A 19,684-nucleotide genomic window follows, 5' to 3' on the forward strand; every position below is an offset into this window, starting at 1 on the left:
CGGCCGAGTTGCAGGCCGCCACTGTCGACGGGGCGGTTAGCTGGTGCATCTTCGACAACACCGCCAGCGGCGCGGCATTGGGCAATGCCTTGACGCTGGCGCAATGCCTGGCCGCTAAACCCCTTTGGTAGACGGCAACAGGATCGTCAGGATGCCCAACAGTGGCAGGAACGAGCACAGCGTATACACGTACTCGATGCCGTGGATGTCCGCCAGGTGTCCGAGCAGCGCGGCGCCGATGCCGCCGAAGCCGAACATCAGGCCGAAAAACACCCCGGCGATCATGCCGACGTTGCCGGGCACCAGTTCCTGGGCGAAGACCACGATGGCAGAGAAGGCCGAGGCGAGGATAAAGCCGATGATCATGCTCAACACGCCCGTCCAGAACAGGTCGACATAGGGCAGGGCGAGGGTGAAGGGTGCGGCGCCGAGGATCGAGAACCAGATCACCTGCTTGCGCCCGATCCGGTCACCGATCGGCCCGCCGAAGAAGGTGCCGGCCGCCACGGCGCCGAGAAACAGGAACAGGTACAGCTGCGAGCTGGCCACCGACAGGTCGAATTTTTCGATCAGGTAGAAGGTGAAGTAGCTGGTGAAGCTGGCCATGTAGAAATACTTGGAGAACACCAGCAATGCGAGGACCATCAGGGCAAAACTCACGCGTTTTTTCGACAGACCGTGGGTCGCCTGGGTGCCTTGCTTGAGCTTGAACAGGTTCAGGTGGTTGCGGTACCAGCGGCTCAGGCCGTATTGCACGAGGATGGCGAACACCGCGAACAGGCCGAACCAGGCGACGTTACCCTGGCCGTAGGGAATGACGATGGCCGCGGCCAGCAGCGGACCGAAGGCACTGCCGGCATTCCCCCCTACCTGAAAGGTCGACTGGGCCAGGCCGTAGCGACCGCCCGAGGCCAGGCGCGCGACGCGGGAAGTCTCCGGGTGGAAGGTCGACGAGCCAATGCCCACCAGGGCCGAGGCCACGAGAATCGCCCCGAAGCTGCCGACCATTGCCAGCATCAGGATGCCGACCAGGGTGCAGACCATACCGGCCGGCAACAGCCACGGCTTGGGGTGGCGATCGGTGTAGTAACCGACCCAGGGTTGCAGCAGCGAAGCGGTCAGTTGAAAGGTCAGGGTGATCAGGCCGACCTGGGTGAAGGTCAGGCCGTACGTGGCCTTGAGCATCGGGTAGATCGACGGCAGCACGGCCTGGATCAGGTCGTTGATCAGGTGTGCCAGGGCGCAGGCACCGATGACGCGCATCACCAGCGGGCTGGCCTGTCTGGCCGCCGAAGGGGAGGTTGAGAGGGGAGCAGTGGTACTGATGGACATGGGATCCTTCCAGAGAAAAATGTACGTCGAGGCGCTCGGTGGCAGGCACAAAGCGCTGGCCATTTCAGGGTTCAGCGCTATCCTAAGTGCCGTCCGATTGCCTGTCTCGCGCAATTCGGGAATCGACTATCGCAAAAAGGGCATCATGATCAAGTCGCTGGATGAATTCCTTCGGGAGATCGACGGACGAGCCTGCGCCGTGAGCAGCAGCGCCACCGACTACCCGGAAAACTGGGTGATCGAAGCGCATTCCCATCAAGCCCACCAACTGATCTACGCCATCGAAGGCGTGATGGTGGTGCACTCGGGATTGAGCCAATGGACGGTACCGCCGAGTCGCGGGATATGGATGCCGAGCCGGCACATTCACTCGATTCGCTGCGTCGGTCCGTTGAAGATGCGCAGCCTGTTCGTGCGCCCCGACGCGTTTGCGGACATGCCGAGCGAACCCAGGGCGGTGAGTATTTCGGCGTTGCTCAGTGAGTTGATCAAGGTCTCGGTGGATATCACCGCACCTTATGACGCGGATTCTCGCGAAGGCCGGGTCATGCGCCTGATCCTCGATGAACTGAGGATTTTGCCCACCTTGCCATTGCACCTGCCCCAGCCCTCGGACCCACGGATCAAGGCGGTATGTTCAGCGTTGCAACGCGATCCCGGCGATGGCTCGACCCTGGCGCACTGGAGCGCACGCCTGGACCTCGACGAGAAAACCATCCAGCGCCTGTTCCGCAAGGAAACCGGAATGACCTTCGGCCAGTGGCGTCAGCAGGCGCGTTTGCTGCTGGCCCTGGAGCGCATCGCCGTCGGCGAGAAGATCATCGACATCGCCGGGGAGTTGGGATACGACAGCCCCAGTGCGTTTACCAGTATGTTCAAGAAGCAGTTCGGCAAGACACCCAGTCATTTTTTCCGGTAGGAGCGAGCATGCTCGCGATGGAGGCCAACGATAACGCGGGATACCTGACACCCCGTGGCGCGCTCTGGTTTTTCGCGAGCAGGCTCGCTCCTACAGGGCATCCATCAGCGCCTCATGAAAATAGGCCTTCGATGCCCGGTCGCAGAGGATGAACAGCCTCGGCTGTTGCGCGGTTGTGGCGTTGATCACGATCACGTTGATGCGCGCCGCCGAGGTTTGCGCCACGGCGCCGGGGCTGAAGGCCTGGGGGCTCAAGTCGACGCCGCAGAGTTTGGCCATGACCTCGGGAAAGTGCTGGCCACTGAGCTCGAACCAGGCATGGCTGTCCTGGCGCGGCAGCAGGTAATTGGCCTGCGGGTCCAACGCCCAGCGGGCCTCCTCTTCGGCAATACGTTGGCCCTGGTCCAGCGCACTGCCCAACAGCAGGTATTCGGTCTGGGACAGGCGCACGGCGCAGCTGCCGTCAACCTGGGTGACGGCGCGGTTGGGTGCGTCCGGCAGCACGAAGTCCCGGCTCTGCAAATAGCGCGCACTGTCGGCGCCGCGAAACCCGACCCGGGGCAGATCGGTCAGGTCGGTCAGCGCACAGGTGGGCAGGAGGGCGAGGGCCGGCTGCCCGGCGCTGTGTTGTTGTCTCAGGCTGGTCATGGCTCAAAGCTCCTGGCGCAGGTTGGAGGGGTCGAAAAAGGGTAAGGGCACCACATCGGCGTGCACCACGCGGCCACCTTCGACGCGGATCGCAATCCGTTGCCCGGGTGTGCTCTGGTCGATGCCGGCGTAGGCCAGGCCAATGATCTTGCCCAAAGTCGCCGAGTACTCGCAGGACGTGACGTTGCCGCTGATGTCCGGGCCATTGAGCACCAGATGACCTTCCAGCGGTTGCGCGCTGTCCTTGGGCAAGGTGAAGCCCACCAGCTTGCGTGTTTGCGGCTGGGCTTCGAGGATGTCCACCGAGCGCCGTCCGACGAAGAACGGCTTGTTGCGACTGACGGCCCAGCCCATGTCGATTTCCTGGGGATGGGTCATGCCATCAGTGTCCTGGCTGATGATCACATGGCCTTTTTCCAGGCGCAGCAAACGCTGGGTTTCCACGCCGAACGGGCGGATGTCATGGGCCTTGCCGGCCTCCATCAGCGCGTCCCAGAGCTTGAGGCCATGGCGCGCCGGCACGTGGATTTCATAACCCAGTTCGCCGACAAAACCGACTCGCAACAGCCGGGCCTTGATCCCGGCCACGGTGCCTTGGCGCACGCCCAGGTAGGGGAACGCTGCAGCGCTCAGGTCGAGGTCGCTACAGACCTGCTCCAGCACTTTGCGCGAGTCGGGCCCGGCGACATTGACCGCGCAGATCGCCGCCGTGACGTTGGCGACGTCCACGTCCAGGCGCCATTGCGCGTTCCACTTGAGCATCTGCTGGTAGATGCGATCCACGCCGCTGGTGGTGGCGGTGACGTAGAAGTGGTTGTCGGCGAAACGCGCGCACACGCCGTCGTCGATCACCACCCCGTGCTCATTGGTCATCAGCGCATAACGGGAGCGACCGATCGGCTGCTTGAGGAAGGCGAAGGTGTACATCCGGTTGAGCAGTTCGGCGGCGTCCGGGCCGCGCACATCCAGGCCGCCCAAGGTCGAAACGTCGATGATCCCGACCTTGTTGCGCACATGCAGGGCTTCGGCTTGCATGCACGCGTCGCGGTTGCTGGCGTCGCCGTAGTAGGCCGGACGCTGCCAGATGCCCGCCGGCATCATCTTCGCGCCGGCTTGCAGGTGCCGGGCGTGCATGGGTGTTTGCCGATAGGGATCGAACGCTCTACCTGCGACGTGGGCCAGTTTTTCCGCGACAAAAGGCGGGCGCGCGGTGGTCACGCCGGTTTCGCTGATGTTGCGTTGGGTCGCCCAGGCCACCAGGCGCGCGGTCGGCAGCGCCGAGTGACGACCTTGCGAAGGGCCCATGCCCACCGTGGAATAGCGCTTGACCAGTTGCACGTCGCGATAGCCGATGCGCGTGGCATTGACGATGTCCGCCACTTGCAGGTCCTCGTCGAAATCGACGAAATCCTTGCCCTTGGGATGGGGGAAGATCGGCCAGTTGAAGTTGACCCGCACCTCGCTGCCCAGCGGCGCCCGGTGCACACCGACCTCCAGCCCCAGTGCAGAGGCGGCATCGGCACCGGCATTGACGCCGTCGGCGATCACGTTGTCGAGGCGGTGACGGCCATTGACCGAACCTGCGACCGTGAGGTTCCGGGGCAGCCCGCTGAGGGTGAATTCGGCGCGCTGATCATCGTAGGCCAGCTTGCCGCCGGCCTGGCACAGCAGTTGATAGACCGGCATGTAGCCGGCGGACATGCACAGCAGGTCGCAGTCCAGGCGTTGCCCGCTCTCGGCGACCTGGCCCTGGGCGGTGATTTTGCGCACGTCGACACCGTTGACATGGCGCATACCTTTTTCGTGCAGGGCTTCATATACGGTGCTGTTGCGCTGGCAGGGAATCTTGCGTTGCGCCAGCGCGCCCAGCAGGGCCTCATCGCCAGGACCATGGCGCAGGTCCACCACCGCAGCGACTTCCACGCCCTGATCAAACAAGTCCAGGGCGGCGAGGTAACCGTCATCGTTGCCCGTCAGCACCACCGCGCGCTTGCCCGGCTTGACCGCGTACAGCTTCATCAGGCGCTGCGCGGCGCTGGTCAGCATCACGCCGGGCAGGTCGTTGTTGCGAAACACCACCGGCTGGTCGAACGCACCGCTGCACACCAGGCACTGTCGCGCGCGTACCTTGTACATGCGTTTACCCTGGATCACCGGCAGGTAATTGTCGGTGAACCAGGCGTTGCAGGTCGCCTCGGTGAGGATGCGGATGTTGGCGTGCTGCTGCACTGCCGCGAGCAGTTCGCTGCGCAAGGCGTCGGCGCGTTTGCCCGGGATATCAAAGCGGGCATAGGTCAGTGAACCACCGAGGACCGGCTGTTGTTCGATGAGCAACACCTTGGCCCCGGCATTGGCCGCAGTCAGTGCCGCGTGCAGCCCGGCGGGACCGGCGCCGATCACGGCCAGGTCGGTGAACAGGTAGGCCTTGTCGTAATACTCGGGCTTGAACGTCAGGTCGAGTACGCCCAGGCCGGCCTTCTTGCGAATGATCGGTTCCCAGACTTTCCACATGCCCTTGGGTTTGTAGAACGAGCGGTAGTAGAAACCCACCGGCATGAATTTGGAAAACTTGCCCAGATAAGCGTCGCGGTCGTTGTCCAGCGAGCCGTTGACGTTCTGCGCCGTCACCTGCAAACCGGCCGCCAGCGCGTGTGCATCGGCCAGTACGTTGGGCTCCTGGGGCAATTGCACCAGGCTGTTGGCATCCTGCCCGGCCATGGTCAACGGGCCACGGGGACGGTGGTATTTGAACGAGCGGGAAATCAGGAAACGTCCGTTGGCGAGCAGGGCACTGGCGATGCTGTCGCCTTGCAGGCCCTGGTAGGGAAGGCCTTCGAAACTGAAATCGAGCGGCTGGTCACGGTCGATCAGCAGGCCCATGGGGGCGGGTAGGCGATTCATCCGGCGATCTCCTGTGCGGCGTTGAAGTCGACGCGGGCAGTGAAAAGTTCTTTGGGGTCGAAGGTGCGCAGGATCTCATCGGTCACGGTGTGACGTTCGGCGAGAAACCAGTAGCTCGATGGCGTGTGCATCCACCATTCGCGCACTACACCGGCGAGGTTGTCGGTGTTGAATACGTAGTCGGCCCACTCGGCATCGCTGCAGCGCAGCGCGTCGGGCATGGGCTTGAACTCGCCGCCGTAGGTGAATTCGCTGATATTGCGCGGCCCGTTGAGCGGGCAAATGATGATTTTCATGGGTCCCCTCTGCCTCAGTGACTGGCCGCCGTAGCGCCCATTTCGTTGACTTGCCGGAAGGTCGAGAAGCGTTCCAGGCCAAAGGGCTTGATCAGCTCCGGCACCTTGCCGCCGCTGGCCACGAGTTCCGCCATGGTCTTGCCGCAGATCGGCGTCGCCTTGAAGCCCCAGGTGCCCCAGCCGGCGTCCAGGTAGTAATTTTTGACTGGTGACAGGCCCATGATCGGGCTGTAGTCCGGAGTCATGTCGGTGATCCCGGCCCATTGGCGCATCAGCTTGGCGTTGGCCAGGAACGGGAACATCTCGATGGCGTGGGCCAGCAGGCTTTCCTTGAGGTCCAGGGTCGATCGGGTGTTGAACAGCGGGTACGGATCGGAGCCACCACCGAACACCACTTCACCGCGGCTGGTCTGTTGCACGTAGCAATGCAGCGCCGACGAGCTCACCAGCGGATCGAGGAAGGGTTTGAAGGGCTGGGTGACCATGGCTTGCAGCGGGAAGGTCTGGATCGGCGAACGAATCCCGGCCTTGGCCATCAGCAGCGAACTGTGCCCGGCAATCGCCTGCACCGCGCAACCGCACTGGATGGTGCCGCGGTTGGTCTTCACGGCGGTGATTGCGCCGTTCTTGATGATCAGGTCCTGCACCTCGGTGAGCTGGTGGATTTCCACGCCGCGCTTGGCCGCCTGCTTGGCGTAGCCCCAGGCAACGGCGTCGTGGCGTGCGGTGGCGCCATCGATGTGCCAGAGGCCGGCGATCACCGGAAGATGGCCGGGGTCGAGGTTGAGGCTGGGCACCAGTTCGCGGATCTGCTGGCGGTCGATCATTTCGGTGCGGCCGCCAAAGTGCTTGTTGACCTCGGCCCGCTGGCGGAACGAACGCACGGTGGCATCGGTGTGGGCCAGGGTCAGTTGGCCACGCTCGGAGTACATGATGTTGAAGTCGAATTCGTTGGACAGGCCCTGGAACATCCGCACCGATTCGGCATAGAAACGTACGCCTTCGCTGGTGAGGTAGTTGGAGCGGATCACCGCGGTGTTGCGCGCGGTATTGCCGCCGCCCAGGTAGGACTTCTCCAGCACCGCGATGTTGCTGATGCCGTGGTATTTGGCGAGGTAATAGGCGGTGGCCAGGCCATGGCCACCGGCACCGATGATCACCACGTCATAGCTCGATTTCAGTTCACGCGGTGGTGGTAGATCCACTTCGACCGGGTACTCGGAACTCAGCCCGTACTTCAAGAGATTGAATGGCATACGGCCTCCGATGGGCTGTGGTGTTGCATAAGGGCCGCGGTCACGGTGTTTTTCATCAGGAAGGCAATGGTCATCGGCCCGACGCCACCGGGCACCGGGGTGATCGCCGCGACCTGGGGCAGGGCGCTGTCGAAGTCGACATCGCCGACCAGGCGGCTGCGACCGGCGTCGTCGATGCGATTGATGCCGACGTCGATCACCACCGCACCGGGCTTGAGCCAACTGGCGTCGATCAAGCGGGGGCGGCCCACGGCGGCAATCACGATGTCTGCCTGGCGGCAGAGGGCCTGGGGATCGGGGCTACGCGAATGCAACACCGTCACCGAGCAGTCGGCCTTGAGCAGCAGCGCCACCATGGGTTTGCCGACGATGTTGGAGCGGCCGATCACCACCGCGTGCTTGCCGCGCAGATCGCCGCAGGTTTGCTCCAGCAGGTACAGGCAGCCGCTGGGTGTGCAGGGCGCGAGTACCGTGCGGCCCTGGCTAAGGCCCCCGACGTTTTCACTGTGGAAACCGTCGACGTCCTTGCCCGGATCGATGGCTTGCAGCGCCCGCAGTTCATCGACATGAGCGGGTAACGGCAGTTGCAGGAGAATGCCGTGGATCGAGGGATCGGCATTGAGCCTGTCGATCAGGTCGAGCAGCTGTTCAGTGCTGGTGTCTGCAGGCAACCGATGTTCCAGGGAGCGGATGCCGACCTCGTCTGCGCGCAGGATCTTGTTGCGCACGTAGACCTGGCTGGCCGGGTCGCTGCCGACCAGGATCACCGCCAGGGCGGGCTGGATGTCTTGCGCGCGCAGGCGGTCGACGTCCTTGCGGACCTCGAGCAGCACCCGGGCGGCGGCGGCTTTGCCGTCAATCAGTCGGGGGGCGTTCACCGGAAGATCACCGTTCTGTCCTGGTTGAGGAAAACCCGGTGCTCCAGGTGGTACTTGACCGCCTTGGACAGGGCCACGGTCTCGGTGTCGCGGCCGGTGGCCACGAGGTCGTCCGGCAAGTAGACGTGATCGACCCGCTGCACCTCCTGCTCGATGATCGGACCCTCATCGAGGTCGCTGGTGACGTAGTGGGCGGTGGCGCCGATCAGCTTCACGCCGCGCTGGTACGCCTGGTGATACGGCTTGGCGCCCTTGAAACCGGGCAGGAACGAATGGTGAATGTTGATCGCCCGGCCGGAGAGTTGCTTGCACAGGTCGTCGGAGAGAATTTGCATGTAGCGCGCCAGCACCACCAGTTCGGTGCCGGTGTCGTCGACCACCTTCATCAGCTCGGCTTCCTGGCGGGCCTTGGTGTCCTTGGTGACCGGCAAGTAGATGAAGCGGATGCCCTCGCGCTCGGCCATGGGCCGCAGGTCGAGGTGGTTGGAGACAATGGCGGTGATGGTCATGTCCATCTCGCCCTTGTGGTAGCGGTAGAGCAGGTCGGTGAGGCAGTGGTCGAACTTGCTCACCATGAGCAGCACGCGCATCGGTTCGCGGGTGTCATGCAGTTCCCAGTGCATGTCGAAGGCCTGGGCAACGTCGCTGAAACCGTCCTTGATCTGCTGGATATCCCCCGCGTGGCCATCGTTGAAACGGAACACCGCGCGCATGAAAAAACGGCCGCTGAAATCGTCGTCGAATTGCGCCATCTCCCCGATGTAGCAACCGTTGTCCGCCAGGTAGGTAGTGACGGCCGCGACAATGCCGGACACCGCGGGACAGGTGATCTTGATGATGAAATGGTTTTTTTCGTGTTGCATGACACGTCCTCGGGATGATGGCGGCAGCTCATCGCATAGCGAAAAAATGTCAGCGGACAGCGAGGCTCATTCCTTGAGCGCATTTTCTTGTTAGGAATAAAATATTCCTGTAGGTGGCTTTATAAGGGGAATGACGGCAGTGCGTCCAGAGGTTTTGTGAAAGTTTTTTAACTGGTGGGAATTTTTTGTGGTTGACCTACGAGGTTGATCGTTCCCACGCGCCGCAAAGGAATGCCGCCAGGGACGCTCCGCGTTCCGCTGACGACGCATGACGAGAGCTTTGCGCAACGGTGACGCGGAGCGTCACAGGATGCATTCCCACGCAGGGCGTGGGAACGATCAACCCACCACCTTCACCACACCTCTTGCACGCATGAAATTAAACATGTATTTTTTCATGAAATTAAAACTATAAAATTTCATGGAGCGGGTATGTTTCAGCAATCCACCCAGCATGTCGCCAGCTACTACGCCCACACGTGCGCCGATCGCCTGGTCAATCGGGCGGCGTTGGAGGGCGAACAGGACACCGAGGTGCTGATCATCGGCGCCGGCTTCAGTGGTTTGCACACGGCGCTGCGCCTGGCCCTGGCCGGCAAGCGCGTGACCTTGCTGGAGGCCAGCCGGGTCGCCTGGGCCGCGTCGGGACGTAATGGTGGCCAGGCCATTCTCGGTTGGTCCTGTGACATGCCGCCACTGGAAGCCGCGCTGGGTCATGAGCGCGCGCGGCGGTTGTGGGACGGCATGCGCTGGGCGGCCAGGGAGTTGCGCGAATTGCCGGTGCGCCATGGTTTCGATTGCGACTACCGGCCCGGCCACCTCTGGACGTCGGTGATGCCACGGCGGGTCGGCCTGTTGACCGAATGGCAGCACGAGGCCAGCCACAAATGGGGGCATGACGGTTTGCGCTTCATCGAGCGCGCCGAGTTGCCCGAGTGGGTGGCCAGCGAGCGGTATCAGGCCGGTTTGTACGATCCCGAAGGCGGGCATTTGAACCCGCTGAAACTGGCGCTGGGACTGGCCGCCGCGATTGAGCGGGCCGGTGGTGTGATTCATGAACAAAGCAAGGCGTTGAATTATCGCGAGGACGACAATGGCTACGTAGTGACGACTGAACGCGGGCGCATCCGTGCCGAGGTCCTGGTACTGGCCTGCAATGCCTACCTTGACCGGCTCGACCCGCAGCTATCGAGTTGCGTATTGCCCGTTGGCACTTATCAGGTGGCCACGGCGCCGATGTCCGAGGCCCAGGCGACCGCGCTGCTACCCGGCAACGTCTGCGTCACGGACAACCAGTTTGTGCTCGATTATTTCCGCCGCACCCCGGACAACCGGCTTCTGTTTGGCGGCGGCTGCACCTATCTGGGGGGCATGCCCAAAGACATCGCCGGCGCCACCCGGCCGTGCCTGGAAAGGGTGTTTCCGCAATTGAAAGGCATCGAATTGGAGTTCGCCTGGGGCGGTCATATCGACCTGACGCTCAAGCGCACGCCCGACATCGGTCGGCGCCGCGACCTGTACTGGTTGCAGGGCTACTCCGGGCACGGCGTGCTCCCAACCTTGGCCGGGGCACGGGCGGTGTCCGACGCCATTCTCGGCCAGCCGGACGAGCTGGCGTTGTATCAGGGGTTGAGCAACGGCAGCTTCCCCGGCGGCAAATACATGGCAGCGCCGCTGGAAGCCATCGGCAAAGCCTGGTACCGGCTGCGCGACAGCATTTGAATCGGCCATTTCTGGAAGCCTTTAGATGGACATGCAAGAAGAGATTTCGGCGCTGGCGATCCTGATCCAGGACCTGCGCAAGCACAAGAAGTACACCTTGAAGGATCTGGCCGACAAGATCGGCCGCTCCGTGGGTTTTCTTTCCCAGGTCGAGCGCGGCTTGTCCCGCCCCACGGTGGCGGACTTGACCGCCATCAGCGAGACCCTCGGCGTGCCCACCACCTATTTCTACAGCCTGCCCAAACCCATGGCCCTGCCCTGGGTGACCCGGCCGGATGAGCGCCGCACGTTGTATTACGCCGATGGCATCACCGACATTCTGGTTTCGCCAAAAATGCGCGCCTCCTTTTCCATGCTCGAAAGCCAGCTGGAGCCCGGCGCCAGCAGCGGCGACCGGCACATGAAGGACAGCTCGGAGCAGGGCGGCTATGTGCTGGAAGGGGAACTGACCCTGTGGCTCGACCAGGACGAACCGGTGACCCTGCGCGCCGGCGACAGCTTTCAGCTGGCCAGCCATGCCCACTGCCGCTACGGCAACCTCTCGGACCAACTGACCCGCGTACTTTGGGTCTACACCTGATAAAAACAAAGGAACAAAACGATGGATGCTGTGTGCTCTGATCTGTTGGCCGAAGTGCGTGGGTTTCGTCAGCGCTACCCCGATGTGCGCCATGTCGACCTGATTTCCCTGGACATACCGGGGCATTTCTACGGCAAACGCTACCCGATCGAAATGCTCGAGAAAGTGGCCGCTGGCAGCGCCCTCAAGTTGCCGCAAAACTGCGTGTTGCTCGGCACCCAGGGCGGGCTGTTCAAGATCGGCGACTACTGCTTCAACGATGGCGATCCGGACGCGCTGCGTCGCCTGGTACCGGGCACGCTGAAGTTGGTGAGCTGGGAGAAGCAGGCGCTGGGGCAGATGTTGATCACCTCCGATGGCACGGAGAAACCGATCGTCTTCGAACCCCGTGAAGTCCTCGCGCAGGTGCTGGCGCGGCTTGGCCGCAAAGGCATTTTCCCGGTGGTGGCATTCGAGCTGGAGTTCTATCTGTTCGATAGCCGCTTGCGCGATGGATTACCGCAGTTTGCCCGCGACCCGCTGACCGGCGATGCGGACGACCAGCCAAACATGCACATCGAACGACTCTCGCGATTCGCCCCGGTGCTCGACGAAATGGTCGAGACCGCGCGTGCCCAAGGCGTCGATGCCACGGTGATCACCGCCGAATTGGGCCCCGGCCAGTTCGAGATCAATTTCGGTCATCTGGACGACGGCCTGCGCGCCGCCGACTGGGCAGCGCTGTTCTGCCGCAGCACGCGAGGCGTGGCACTCAAGCACGACTACCGCGCCAGTTTCATGGCCAAGCCTTACTTGCAGCACCCCGGCAGTGGCATGCATGTGCACGTCAGCCTGTACGACGAGGCGGGCAACAACCTGCTGGCGGCGCACGGGCAACGAGCGTTGCGCCATGCGGTGGCCGGTTGCCTGGATGTGTTGCCGCACTGCATGCCGATCTTCGCGCCGAACCACAACGCGATGCGTCGCCTGAGCGCTACGGTGAACGTCGCCTCGCGCGCCAGTTGGGGCTTCGAGGATCGAGACGCGTGCCTGCGGGTGCCGGAGTCGGACGCCAGGAACCTGCGCATCGAACATCGTCTCGCTGGCGCCGATGCCAACCCGTACCTGGTGCTCGCCGCGATCCTGGTGGGGATGGAACAGGGCCTTGAACAGGGTCATGACCCCATCGCCCCGCTCAACGAAGACCGCAACAGTGGCATCGACTTCCCACTGGAAATGCTCGAGGCCGTGCGAGCCATGCAAGGCAATCAAAAACTGCGTGAGGGTCTGGGGGCGGAATTCGTCGATGTGTACTGCGAAAACAAGCGCCAGGACCACTTGGCATTCCTGAATGACATCAGTGCGCGGGAGTACCGCTGGTTCCTGTAGTTAAGATGATTTCGAGGTTAACCGTAAAAAATGTCTGGATATATAACAGCTTAGAGATTTTAGTAACTGAACGGTTAATCAAAATATCTTGTTACAGGGCGAAACATTGCGTAATATCCGCCCCGCGTTCACCACCACGGTTTATGCATTTTTAAGTCCCGGGCGTCCATCAGCTGCCCGGGATTTTTTTTGCCTGAAATTCGGTGTCATTTAGATCGATTATTTCCTTGGGCTATTTAGATAGGCCCAAACTGCATATCCATGACCGAAGAACCCACGCAGTGGCGTTGACCTTGTCCGCTATCGAGGACGCTTGTTCGTCATGGCAGAAAAATCTGTCCCGCCTGCTTCATTGAGGCTGCCCCAACGTCGACTTTGACTGTTCGACCGACAGCTTGATGCGCCTGGCTGAATCCATAGAATCCGCCCCATCAGCTTCGTCCAACTATCCAGTCCTTCAGGGAGCAACACCATGATGAATGCCATGCAGATGCCAATGAACACCAACATGCCGATGATGCCGATGATGGGCATGCCGATGATGATGGCGACCATGACCTGCGACATGATGGACGACGGCATGATGTGCAAGATGATGCCGGCCGCTGGCATGGACATGGCGATGTTCAAGAACAGCGCTGAAATGATGCAGATGATGATGAACTGCGGCATGCCGATGATGATGCACTGCGGCAACATGAGCATGATGTGCATGTCCCAGGCGAGCATGAGCATGCCGATGGCGAATATGATGATGCCCATGCCGATGATGGGCATGCCGATGCCATCGATGAAGTGCGTGATGGAATGCACCATGATGGCCGACGGCATGATGTGCAAAATCATGCCGATGGCCGGCATGAACATGGACATGATGAAAAACTGCTGCGCCCTGATGATGAAGATGATGAACGACTGCAGCATGCCGATGATGATGAGCTGCAACGGCATGCCGCTGATGTGCTGCACCTGCTGATTGCTGATTGCTGATTGCTGATTGCTGATTGCTGATTGCTGATTGCTGTACCTGTAGGAGCTGCCGCAGGCTGCGATCTTTTGATCTTGATTTTGGCGGCTTCAAGACCGCTGGAGATCAAGATCAAAAGATCGCAGCCTGCGGCAGCTCCTACAGTTCGTCCGTTTCAGTCCGTTCAGTCCGTTCAGTTCGGTTCAGTTCGGTTCAGTCCAGGCGTTCGGGGTAGGTCACTACCAGATAAGCCACCGCTTCGCTGTCAGCCGGGTTGCGATAGCGGTGAGGCTGGTCGGCATAAAACAGGATCGAGTCGCCTGTTGAAAGCAGGTAGCGTTCATCATTGACGCTGATTTCCAGCACGCCCTGGGACACCACCAGGTTTTCCTGGACTCCGGGGCCATGGCCTTCGCTCTGGTCCTCACCCAAGGGGCTCAGGCGCAATTCATAAAATTCCGATTGGCGCGCCACGTCGAACGGGAACAGCGCACGGCTGACAAACGCACCATTGGCACTGACCAGGCGCTTGCTCTGGCTTGCCGACAACAGCGCTACGCCTTCGAAGGCCCGATGCTCGAGAAACGCAGCCACCGAAACCTTCAAGCCTTTGGCGATTTTGCACAGCACCTTGATCGACGGCACGCTGCGCCCGGATTCGATCTGCGCCAGCATCGCCCGGCTCACGCCACACTGGCGGGCCAGCGCATCGAGAGACAGGTGACGCTTGCTGCGCAGGCGTTGAAGATTCTGTGCCACCCGTTCGCAGTTGGCGTCCTCCTCCTGATGCTCCAGTTGATTGAAGTCCAGCGCAGGTTCATCGGCGCTGACCAGATAGCGCGAGGGAGGGTGCACGTTCACGCGTGACGAGTCTCGGTCGCCTTGGCCACTTGCGCCCATGGGAAGGCCTGGAGAGCGGCGTTTCGTGCGTACATTTCCCACATGGCCCGTGCCCGTTGCTGAGCCTGTTTGCGCTTGCGGTAGCTGGCGAAGTCGATGAGGTTGTCAGTCGGATTCATGGGGCACTTCACTGTGGTCGATGACGGGTGAGTGGAGGATACCTGCGTTTAGTTATAACCATAAATACTTATTAACTATTTATTAATTCGTTTTAGTTCTTATTGGTTGCGGCGCATCCGCGCATTGGCAGATAAGATTTATATTCCTAAAAGGTCTAAATAGATAATTATATATTCCTTTTAATATCATCAAGGGCAGTGCACCTTGGAGGCCTGCCCCTTCATTCGTAAGGGCAAGCCACCAGACAGGAAGCCTCAACATGACCATCAAAGCGATCAACGTCCGTAACCAGTTCAAGGGCGTCATCAAGGAAATACTGGAAGGCGAAGTGGTCTCGGAAATCGACGTGCAAACGGCGTCGGGCATCGTCACCTCGGTGATCACCACCCGTTCGGTTCGCGACCTTGAACTGAAGGTGGGGAGCGAGGTGATTGCCTTCGTGAAATCTACCGAAGTCTCGATCGCCAAGCTGTGAGCCCAGGGTATGAAATAAAAAAAGTCCTCGCCATTTACATGGCGGGGCTTTTGTCAGGTCAGGGCATCAATCCTCTTACTATGCAGCGATTGCGTGCTTCGCCTTCTTTGACGATTACGGTAAAAACGACCTTGTTGTTTTTGATGGCGGATGAATAAAAACCAACACTCGTCGCTTCCTTATAGTCAAGCCAACCGACCCCATTATTATAGTCCTTGTCATGAACGCCATTGTAAAGAAAGCGCGTGATCGCGTAATGAGTTTTATCTCGATTTTCAATGTCGATAATTCCGGTACTCAAAAAACTTCCGTCAGGCAGGAAGTCGGTGTTGAACCAAATTGTGCTGGATGAATTTATGTTCGTGAATACCGGATCCCCACCGTTGAATTGAATGTTTTTTGAGCCGTCTGCTTCCCTGCTGGTTAAAAGCCCGGAAATAGAGGTGTCGTGTCTTGAATGCCTTGTGCCTGTGCACAGGATGCGATTGTTGGGTTGCTTTACGGCACCGAAAAGTTCCCAATAATAGAGTGGGTCTTCATCGTATATCAGCAGAGAACCGTTCTGCTGAAAGGTGGTATCCAGTCTGCCATCTTGGCTGTGTTTTACGAGAACAATGGCATCAGGGTGATGCAAAAAATCCAACTTGACTTCGCCTGCAGTGATGTAGTTGCCCGCATCGTCAACGGTCAGGCTTTTCAGTTTGATGTGGGTAAATCTGTCATGCCGGACACGGACAAATCCGGAGCCATTGAATGAAACATCAAGCTCCCCACTTTGGGTCAGGCGGATGATCCAAGCATCAGTTGACAACCAGTTGCCTGAATCGTGAAGCAATATGATGTGGTCGCCGTGTATTGGTGATGCTCCGAGCACATAGGGTGTAAGCTCGTTTGGAGAGTTGGATGCAGCGCATCTGGAGTTGGCGATTTCCAGACATTTTTCGTTGTACTCAGATACAGCGCGTAAATCAGTATTCGTATCAGGAGCGTGGAAAATGAATTTTCCTTCTACGGCAAATGTTTTATCAATGGTGCCATCGAGAAGAAAACGAACGGCAGCCTTGTCCTTCTGCAAAACACCGTTTACATAGTGAAAGAGCTCTCCTGTCAGCAGAATTCTGTTATTCACAAAGGCAATCTGTTCGGCGATGAATTTTGAACTATCTGATCCGTAAAAAATACCGCCGAAGAAACCTTGGTAACCAAAACTGGTGTCAACAGAGCCGTCTTCATTCAGGCATGCCAGCATGTAGAGGCTTTTGCTGATGATGACTGGATCACTCAGCAAGCCCGCGACGTAAATCTTATTGTCAGGGCCTACAGAGACAACATGTAATGACAATTGCGTGTAAGTGTTGGATGGAGAATGAAGATAGGCAAAGCCGTTTTCACCAAAAAGTGGATCATATTCAGTTGATAGGGGAGAGGAGTGTATGTGTTCTGTGGTCATTGTACTTTCCCTTGATGTAGTGGGCGAATACGTTTGCATTCGCATCCTCAACTCGTTAAGCCAAAGGCAGGATGGTGCTACTGCTCTCTATGAGACAAGGGGGTGGGGAAATGAACAACTGTCAGAATTAACAGGTTTGCCGATTAAATTGAAATAAAAAAGCTTTCTGGCGGTGATTTTCCGATAGGCCTCCAAAAAGCAGCAGTCATAAAAAAGCCCGGCTGATCAGGCCGGGCTTTTTGTTCGTACGGTGCAGCGATGGGGGTCAGGCGACGGTGTTGCCTTGCAGGCGGTCGGAACCATCGGCAGCAATGGTCTTGCCTTGCAGGCGATCGGAGCCATCGGCAGCAATGGTGTTGCCTTGCAGGCGATCGGAACCATCGGCAGCGACGGTATTACCTTGCAGACGATCCGAGCCATCCGCAGCGACAGTGTTGCCTTGCAGGCGATCCGAGCCATCAGCCGCGACGGTGTTGCCTTGCAGACGATCCGAACCATCGGCAGCCACACGATTTTCGATCAGGCGATCCGAACCGCCTTCAGCCACACGATTCTCGATCAAACGATCCGAACCACCTTCAGCCACCCGGCTTTCAATCAGACGATCCGAGCTACCTTCAGCCACGACAGGCTGAACAGAGGTAGCGGCAAAAGCGTTAACTGCAAAAACCGAGAAAGCGATGCTGAGGAGGATTTGGCGTTTCATGATCGTGTGCTCCGGGGTGTTGTTGGTTGGTATGGAGCTGATGTTACGCCCTGGAGTTTTTAAGAGAACTTCATTGAGTTAATGGTGACTATTGACGCAGTCAATGGTTGGATAGGAGCGGGCGTTAGCGCGAAATCAGCCCGTGATCGATCGCGTACTTGACCAGCGCCGCCGGCTTGTCGATGTTGAGCTTGCGCCGAATGCTCAAGCGGTGTGTCTCCACCGTGCGCACGCTGATATCCAGTTCCCGCGCCATTTCCTTGTTGTTCAGCCCTTGCGCCATCTTCGACAGCACCTGGCTTTCACGGGGGGTCAGCTCGTTGTCGGTGTTTTTGTCGGCGATCAGCCGCTGGGCGATTTCGGCGCTGTAGAAGGTCCCGCCGCTGGAGATGGCTTCGATGGCGGCGATGATTTCCCGTGACGGGGCATTCTTCAGCACATAGCCGCTGGCGCCCGAGCGCAGCGACTCGCTCACGTACTCATAGTTATCGTACATGCTCAACACCAGCACCTTGAGTGCCGGGTACTGGCTGCGCAACACGCGGGTCAGTTCCAGGCCGTTCATGTCCGGCAGGCTGATGTCGACCAGCAGCAGGTCCGGCTGGCAGCGCCCGACCATCTCGATTGCCTGGGCGCCACTTTCGGCTTCGCCCACCACTTCCAGGGGGGCCATGACCGACAGCAGCGCCTTGATGCCGTCGCGGACCAGGGCGTGATCGTCGACCAGGGCGACGCGGATCGGGGAGGGCAGGTTCATTGAAGGCTTCACTCTTGTTGTTGGGGCATCAGCGTTTGCTGGTGGGCAATTTCATCGGCAGCAGAACATCCAGCTCACTGCGCCCGGGTGTCGAGATCAGTTCGAAGCGGCCACCAAAGTGTTCGACGCGTTCACGAATATTACGCAAGCCAATGCCGAGTTGACGACGTTCGACCTGGGCGACGTTGAATCCGACACCGTCGTCGACCACCGTCAACCGCACCGACTGTTCACAGCCGCGCAGGGTAATGGAGACATGCCTGGCCTGGGCGTGGCGTTCGATGTTGGTTAGGCCTTCCTGGACGATGCGAAACAACGAGACCGCTGCACCGTCGACCAATTGGCAGTCGAACTCATTGTCGTCATAGGTCACAGTAAGGCCGCTGCGCTGTTCGAACTCGGCCGCCAGTTGACCGATTGCCGCCGACAGGCCGAGGGTGTCGAGCAACGATGAGCGCAAGTCGTGGGAGAGGCTGCGCACTTCACCGATGGCATCACCGAGGCGCGCGGTGGCATCTTTCAACGTGCCCAGGCCCTTGTCGTGGTGTTGTCCGCTTTCCAGCAAGTGGCTGGCCAGTTCGAACTGGAACTTGATCGACACCAGCACCTGACTGATGCCGTCGTGCAGCTCGCGGGACACCCGCGAGCGTTCTTCCTCCTGCAGGCTGACGATACGCTGGGTCAGGCGCTGCAGTTTCTTGTCCGCCAGGCGATGCTCGCTGACATTGAGGGTCATGCCGGTGGCAAAGACAAACAGCACCGCCACCAATGCAACCACCGCAATCGCCATCATGGTCTTGCGGATGCCCTGGGCCACTTCGGCACGGGCTTGCTGGGTGGCGCGCTCGACGTCCTCAAGGTAGATGCCGGTGCCGAGCATCCAGCCCCAGCGATCGAGCATCACCACATAGGCCAGTTTGTCGGTCACCTGGCCGGAGGAAGGTTTGTTCCAGGCGTAGCGTTGAAACCCTTCGCCCGACTGCGCGCTTTTGAGCAGCGCCTGGATCACCGGCAGGCCGTGCGGGTCTTTCATGTCCCACAGGTATTTGCCCACCAGTTCCGACTGGCGCGCATGCATCAGGCTGCGGCCTTCATGGTCGTAGACGAAGAAATAGCCGTTGATGCCAAAGCTGAGTTTGCGCAGCTCCTCCAGCACTTGTTGCTGGGCGCGTGCGTCACCCTGGCCGTTGTCGTAAAGCGGCTCGATCAGGCTCTTCGCCATTTCGACGTAGTTTTTCAACTCCGCGCGCTTGCTCATCAGGATGCTGTCTTCGATCAGCTGCGCCTGTTGATCACCCAGTTGGCGATTGAGGGAAATCACCAGTGCGCAAATGACGGCAATGGCCAACACCAGCGGCAAAATGCCGAGCGCGACAATCTTGTGTTTGAGCTGCATGGTTACTCCTGCCCGCGCGGGGGGCCGGCATCATATGCCAAAGATACGCCCTGTAGGAGCGAGCCTGCTCGCGATGGCGATGTATCAGACGAATCGATGTTGAATGACACACCGCTATCGCGAGCAGGCTCACTCCTACAGGGGATAGGG

At 59.8% G+C, this 19,684-nt stretch carries 19 protein-coding genes and 1 pseudogene; 7 read left to right on the forward strand and 13 right to left on the reverse strand.

Annotation, left to right across the window (positions count from 1 at the left end):
* A pseudogene (locus PMI35_RS34740) lies at positions 1-131 on the forward strand (DUF72 domain-containing protein); the annotation flags it as partial.
* Here the strand turns inward: PMI35_RS34740 and PMI35_RS08810 are convergent.
* A complete protein-coding gene (locus tag PMI35_RS08810; protein WP_008062933.1) occupies positions 115-1,332 on the reverse strand; it encodes an MFS transporter in 1,218 nt (405 codons plus the stop codon). The pseudogene PMI35_RS34740 and the gene PMI35_RS08810 overlap by 17 nt on opposite strands.
* A gap of 97 nt (positions 1,333-1,429) precedes the next feature.
* Here PMI35_RS08810 and PMI35_RS08805 point away from each other — a divergent pair, with 97 nt between their 5' ends.
* Positions 1,430-2,251 (forward strand): AraC family transcriptional regulator, encoded by an 822-nt coding sequence (locus tag PMI35_RS08805; protein WP_032831867.1) that lies wholly within the window; start codon positions 1,430-1,432, stop codon positions 2,249-2,251.
* Between the two features lie 90 nt (positions 2,252-2,341).
* Here the strand turns inward: PMI35_RS08805 and PMI35_RS08800 are convergent, their stop codons facing one another.
* From PMI35_RS08800 to purU, 6 genes are read right to left on the reverse strand one after another with little or no spacing between them, the layout of a single operon-like run.
* Positions 2,342-2,899, reverse strand: coding sequence for a sarcosine oxidase subunit gamma (locus tag PMI35_RS08800; RefSeq protein WP_008062935.1), 558 nt, complete (start codon positions 2,897-2,899; stop codon positions 2,342-2,344).
* A gap of 3 nt (positions 2,900-2,902) precedes the next feature.
* A complete protein-coding gene (locus PMI35_RS08795) occupies positions 2,903-5,800 on the reverse strand; it encodes a 2Fe-2S iron-sulfur cluster-binding protein (protein ID WP_008062936.1) in 2,898 nt (965 codons plus the stop codon).
* On the reverse strand, positions 5,797-6,096 hold the full coding sequence (locus PMI35_RS08790) for a sarcosine oxidase subunit delta (protein WP_008062937.1): 300 nt from the start codon (positions 6,094-6,096) through the stop codon (positions 5,797-5,799). The genes PMI35_RS08795 and PMI35_RS08790 overlap by 4 nt, the downstream gene beginning before the upstream one ends.
* Positions 6,097-6,110: 14 nt before the next feature.
* Positions 6,111-7,352: an FAD-dependent oxidoreductase gene (locus PMI35_RS08785; protein ID WP_008062938.1), complete on the reverse strand. Its 1,242-nt coding sequence runs from the start codon at positions 7,350-7,352 to the stop codon at positions 6,111-6,113.
* Entirely contained in the window at positions 7,334-8,230 is an 897-nt protein-coding gene (gene folD, locus PMI35_RS08780) for a bifunctional methylenetetrahydrofolate dehydrogenase/methenyltetrahydrofolate cyclohydrolase FolD (protein ID WP_008062939.1), read from the reverse strand. Before folD ends, PMI35_RS08785 begins: the two co-directional genes overlap by 19 nt.
* The gene (gene purU / locus PMI35_RS08775) at positions 8,227-9,093 is read right to left on the reverse strand and encodes a formyltetrahydrofolate deformylase (protein WP_008062940.1); all 867 of its coding nucleotides are present in this window, start codon (positions 9,091-9,093) and stop codon (positions 8,227-8,229) included. The genes folD and purU overlap by 4 nt, the downstream gene beginning before the upstream one ends.
* Before the next feature lie 432 nt (positions 9,094-9,525).
* Here purU and PMI35_RS08770 point away from each other — a divergent pair, with 432 nt between their 5' ends.
* From PMI35_RS08770 to PMI35_RS34175, 4 genes are all read left to right on the forward strand, one after another.
* Entirely contained in the window at positions 9,526-10,815 is a 1,290-nt protein-coding gene (locus PMI35_RS08770) for an NAD(P)/FAD-dependent oxidoreductase (protein ID WP_008062941.1), read from the forward strand.
* Positions 10,816-10,840: 25 nt separating this feature from the next.
* On the forward strand, positions 10,841-11,395 hold the full coding sequence (locus PMI35_RS08765) for a helix-turn-helix domain-containing protein (protein WP_008062942.1): 555 nt from the start codon (positions 10,841-10,843) through the stop codon (positions 11,393-11,395).
* A gap of 21 nt (positions 11,396-11,416) precedes the next feature.
* On the forward strand, positions 11,417-12,763 hold the full coding sequence (locus PMI35_RS08760; protein ID WP_008062943.1) for a glutamine synthetase family protein: 1,347 nt from the start codon (positions 11,417-11,419) through the stop codon (positions 12,761-12,763).
* 472 nt (positions 12,764-13,235) lie between these two features.
* Positions 13,236-13,739, forward strand: coding sequence for a hypothetical protein (locus PMI35_RS34175; protein ID WP_008062944.1), 504 nt, complete (start codon positions 13,236-13,238; stop codon positions 13,737-13,739).
* Positions 13,740-13,943: 204 nt separating this feature from the next.
* Here the strand turns inward: PMI35_RS34175 and PMI35_RS08755 are convergent, their stop codons facing one another.
* Both PMI35_RS08755 and PMI35_RS35000 read right to left on the reverse strand, forming a co-directional pair.
* On the reverse strand, positions 13,944-14,591 hold the full coding sequence (locus PMI35_RS08755) for a helix-turn-helix domain-containing protein (RefSeq protein WP_032831865.1): 648 nt from the start codon (positions 14,589-14,591) through the stop codon (positions 13,944-13,946).
* Positions 14,588-14,749 carry a hypothetical protein gene (locus PMI35_RS35000; protein ID WP_162831852.1) on the reverse strand — a complete coding sequence of 54 codons (162 nt, stop codon included), beginning with the start codon at positions 14,747-14,749 and terminating at the stop codon, positions 14,588-14,590. Before PMI35_RS35000 ends, PMI35_RS08755 begins: the two co-directional genes overlap by 4 nt.
* A 260-nt stretch (positions 14,750-15,009) precedes the next feature.
* Between PMI35_RS35000 and PMI35_RS08750 the strand changes: the two genes are divergently transcribed.
* Positions 15,010-15,225, forward strand: a complete 216-nt coding sequence (locus tag PMI35_RS08750; protein WP_007904463.1) for a TOBE domain-containing protein — start codon at positions 15,010-15,012, stop codon at positions 15,223-15,225.
* 58 nt (positions 15,226-15,283) lie between these two features.
* Here PMI35_RS08750 and PMI35_RS08745 read toward each other — a convergent pair whose 3' ends face one another.
* From PMI35_RS08745 to PMI35_RS08730, 4 genes are all read right to left on the reverse strand, one after another.
* Positions 15,284-16,675: a delta-60 repeat domain-containing protein gene (locus PMI35_RS08745; RefSeq protein WP_008062946.1), complete on the reverse strand. Its 1,392-nt coding sequence runs from the start codon at positions 16,673-16,675 to the stop codon at positions 15,284-15,286.
* Between the two features lie 265 nt (positions 16,676-16,940).
* On the reverse strand, positions 16,941-17,381 hold the full coding sequence (locus tag PMI35_RS08740; RefSeq protein WP_008062952.1) for a hypothetical protein: 441 nt from the start codon (positions 17,379-17,381) through the stop codon (positions 16,941-16,943).
* 124 nt (positions 17,382-17,505) lie between these two features.
* Positions 17,506-18,138, reverse strand: a complete 633-nt coding sequence (locus PMI35_RS08735) for a response regulator (RefSeq protein WP_008062955.1) — start codon at positions 18,136-18,138, stop codon at positions 17,506-17,508.
* Between the two features lie 28 nt (positions 18,139-18,166).
* Positions 18,167-19,534 carry a cache domain-containing protein gene (locus tag PMI35_RS08730; RefSeq protein ID WP_008062957.1) on the reverse strand — a complete coding sequence of 456 codons (1,368 nt, stop codon included), beginning with the start codon at positions 19,532-19,534 and terminating at the stop codon, positions 18,167-18,169.
* Positions 19,535-19,684 lie beyond the last annotated feature (150 nt).

The sequence above is a fragment of the Pseudomonas sp. GM78 genome (genome assembly GCF_000282475.1).
Taxonomy (GTDB): Bacteria; Pseudomonadota; Gammaproteobacteria; order Pseudomonadales; family Pseudomonadaceae; genus Aquipseudomonas.